This window comes from Streptomyces prasinopilosus, assembly GCF_001419695.1.
GTDB classification, from domain to species: domain Bacteria; phylum Actinomycetota; class Actinomycetes; order Streptomycetales; family Streptomycetaceae; genus Streptomyces; species Streptomyces prasinopilosus.
Window position 1 is genome coordinate 1 of sequence record NZ_LIRG01000817.1, and the last position, 3,302, is coordinate 3,302.

Sequence of the window (3,302 nt, forward strand, 5' to 3'; positions counted from 1 at the left end):
CGTACCCGGTGCCGACCCGGGCGAGGGTCCGGCCGCGGCGGGGCGGCAGGTCCGCCGGGTCGGCACCGGGTACGCGGGTGAGCGGGGCGGTGTCGACGGCGGGGTCGGGCCAGATGCGGTCCAGCAGGTCACGGCGGCGGCACGACTCGCGCAGCACGCCGGCCACCGGGACGGGGCGGACCGTGCCGAACCAGTGGGCGGCCTCGGGTCTGAAGCGGAGCGCGGCGGTGTCCTGGGCGAGCGCGAAGTACGCGGCGTCGAAGAGCGCGCCCAGGTGGCACAGCTCCAGCGCGCCGGCGGTGAGCCGGCCGCTGTCCACGAGCTGGCGGCCGACGCGGTGGCGGGCACCGGCCTGCTCGACCGCCTCCCACCAGCCGTCGGCGGGGAGCGCGCCGCTGCGGGTGAGCAGGTCACCGAGGTCGGGGCTGTACGCGGATTCGACGTGGACCACGTGTCCCGCCGCCAGGTAGAAGACCCCGGACTCGGTGGAGAGGGCTCCGGTGGCGCGGTCGGCCGCGAGGCTGCCGAGCACGGCGGGCGCCGATCCGTGGGTGGCCGCCGCGGTGGTCATCCGAGCACCAGCCGGTCCGCCATCTCGGCCAGCCGGATGCGGGCCAGGGCCAGGTTGCCCTCGCCGCGGTCGAGCCACAGGTACAGGAAGACGGTGCTGTCGAAGGCCGTGATCACGAACCGGAGCAGGTGGTACGCGTCGGCGGAGGTGAGGATCAGGTCCTGGACGGGCGGTTCCTCGCCGGACGGGACGGAGGCCGCGCCGCCGGCCGGTGCGAGGGTGCCGCTCTCCATGGCGAGGCGGGCGAGTTCGGCGGTCTCCGCCGCCGTGGCCTCCGGGTCGTCGCCCGGCGCCTCGCCCACCGCGCCGAGCGCGAGACCGCTGATCCAGTCGACCACCAGCGCTCCTCGCGCACCGGGCAGTCGCATGGCTTCCAGCAGGCTCTCATCGATTCCGGGCACGCCGGATCCCCCTCCATCGCACGGCCGTACCGCGAACGTGACGTCGAAGCTACGCTGTGTACTCGATCGAGGTGTGGGCTTTGGTGTTTTCCTTTGGAATATGCGACACGGGCCCGCCGACGCTGGTAGCGTCGGCGCTTTTCGGGGTCGGACACGACCTCCGGAGGGGTCCCCGGATCGGTGGGGCGGGCGGGGCCCTCCCCTGCGCGGAGGGCGGACCGGCCCTGCCCGCGCGGGTCCGCCGCGGTGACCGAACACCTCGTGCCCACGGGTGACGGTCCCTCCCCCACGGGTGCGTTCCGCACACCCCGTACGCGGTGCCTCCGCGGGCGCATGACGCGGGGCCGCCCCTCGCGGGAGTGACACGTGGCACACGAGGGTCCCGCCATACGGGTAGCGGGAGCGGGAAACGCCGTCCCGCGACCGGCCCGCGGCGGTCCCGCCGTCCGGCGGCGGCGACAATGGCGGGAAGCACGTGCCCCCGTTCACCCCTGGACCCATGCCTGCCTCACGCACCACCCGCCCCGTGATCCCGCCCTCCGTCTGGCTGACCGCCGGCCGGTACTCCGGGACCTCCGCACACGACGTACTCCGGCGCACCCTGCGCCGGCGGGAGGACCGGGGGGACATCGACTCCTTCCTGGAACTCCCCGGAGAGCCGCCGGAAGCGGGGCCCGGGCGGCGGCGCGACGCGCCGGACCTGGTGTTCCAGGCCCGTGCCCGGGTCGCCGGCCAGGTGACCGTGCGCGCCCGGCTGAGTGTCGGGCCCGGTACCCGCGCAGGCCGGCCCTGGGTCCTGGTCGCCGAGGCGGAGCAGCCGTGGGACCTCCTGTGGCCGTCCCCCGCGGGCATGTTCTGGCCCGTGGACGAGCCGGACCCGGAGTGGAACCACGACGCGGCCACAGGACTGCGGCTGGGGGAGATCAGTCCGCTCCCCGGGGAGGACAAGGCCGTACGGCGGCTGATGCGCGACTGCGCGCGGCACACCGGCGGGAACGGCTGGAACATCCATGTCGTCGTCCACGAGGCGATGACCACGGACGAGCGCGGTCGGGTGCCGCTCGCGCACTGGCTGCCGCCGGGCTTGCGGCACCGTGTGGTGGAGCACCGGGCCGCGCCGCACCAGCTGCGGGTCGTGAACTGGGCGCTGCGCGACTGCGGCGTCGAGGTGCCGCGCGGCGGTGCGGTGGTCCTGCCCGGTGGCCCGGTCCCCGACGGTTACGACGCCGGGGAGTTCTCGGTGCGCGCGGTCTTCCTGGACGGCACCCGGCCGGCCGGCCTGGTCGACGCGGTGACCCGGTTCGCGGCCCTGCCGCGTCCGCTGCCGGCCGGGGCCGGGACGGCGCTGACCGCGCTGCGGGAGGACTGGCGTCTGCTGACCCTGGAGGAGGAACTCGCCCGCGAACGCCGGCTGGTCTCCCTGTACGCCGAGGCGCTGGAGGCCATGACCACCTCCCGCGACCTGTACCGGGAGGCCGCCGAGAGCGCCCGGGAGGCGCTGGCCGCGTACCGGGAGGCCGCCGGGACCCCGGGCGCCGGGGCCCCGCCGCCCGGCACGCCTGCCGCGTCCCCGGTGCGGCGGCTGACCCGCACGTTCGAACGCCTGAGGTCCGGACCCGGGGCGCGCCGTCCGCCGCCCCCCGGTGAGGAGCGCCGGGACCCGCCCCCCGGCGACACGGGGTCGACGTCCTCCGGTCCGTAGGGCGGCCTGTCAGGCGGATCGCGCCGGACAGGTGAGGACCGCACGGGTGAGGACCGGCCGCCGTCGGGGCGGCACGCCTGCCGGGCCGTACGGCGGTCAGTCCGGCGCCCGGGGTGTGCCGGGCACCGGCCACACCGCCCAGTGCCTGCCGGGGAACGGGGACACCACCCGGACGACCAGCGCCGTCAGCGCCAGGAGCGCGGCGGCGACGGCCGCCGCGCCGGCGAGCCACTGCGGAGCCAGTGCGAGGCCGACGGCCCGGGACAGGACGTCGGACGGGAAGGGGCCGCCGCAGGCGTGGGTCCCGGCCAGGGCGGACGGCAGCGCGACCGACGCCGCCAGCACGAGCACGCCGGGGCGTACGACCAGGAGCAGGGCCAGCGCCGTGCAGAGCACCGGCAGACCGACCGCGAGGGCGTGCGGGACCAGGGCGAAGCCGTCGCCCCGCAGCGGGAAGTGGACCACCGCGCACACGGCGAGGGCCACCGCGGCGGACCAGCTCGACCAGGTCATGCACCGGACGGGCTGCGCGTGCGTCCGCCGGGGGCGCCGGATCCGCCGCCTCGCGCGCAGGACCACCGCGCCCCGGACGCCGCGGCACGGGAGAGGGAGGCCCGCCTCCCCTCCC

At 76.9% G+C, this 3,302-nt stretch carries 4 protein-coding genes; 1 reads left to right on the forward strand and 3 read right to left on the reverse strand.

From position 1 onward, the window contains the following. Both AOK18_RS26970 and AOK18_RS26975 read right to left on the reverse strand, forming a co-directional pair. The coding region (locus tag AOK18_RS26970; RefSeq protein ID WP_055696026.1) for a hypothetical protein at positions 1–571 on the reverse strand (571 nt) is incomplete at its 3' end. Beyond that, entirely contained in the window at positions 568–972 is a 405-nt protein-coding gene (locus AOK18_RS26975) for a hypothetical protein (protein WP_055696027.1), read from the reverse strand. The genes AOK18_RS26970 and AOK18_RS26975, both read right to left, overlap by 4 nt. Positions 973–1,471: 499 nt before the next feature. Here AOK18_RS26975 and AOK18_RS26980 point away from each other — a divergent pair, with 499 nt between their 5' ends. Further along, positions 1,472–2,674, forward strand: coding sequence for a hypothetical protein (locus tag AOK18_RS26980; protein ID WP_055696028.1), 1,203 nt, complete (start codon positions 1,472–1,474; stop codon positions 2,672–2,674). Between the two features lie 96 nt (positions 2,675–2,770). On the opposite strand, the gene AOK18_RS26985 is transcribed toward AOK18_RS26980, so the two are convergent. Further along, positions 2,771–3,187 carry a hypothetical protein gene (locus AOK18_RS26985; RefSeq protein ID WP_055696029.1) on the reverse strand — a complete coding sequence of 139 codons (417 nt, stop codon included), beginning with the start codon at positions 3,185–3,187 and terminating at the stop codon, positions 2,771–2,773. Between the last annotated feature and the right edge of the window lie 115 nt (positions 3,188–3,302).

Coding starts and splice junctions, on each gene's coding strand:
- AOK18_RS26980 (WP_055696028.1), top strand. CDS start 1,472: ATGCCTGCCTCACGCACCACCCGCCCCGTGATCCCGCCCTCCGTCTGG.
- AOK18_RS26985 (WP_055696029.1), bottom strand. CDS start 3,187: ATGACCTGGTCGAGCTGGTCCGCCGCGGTGGCCCTCGCCGTGTGCGCG.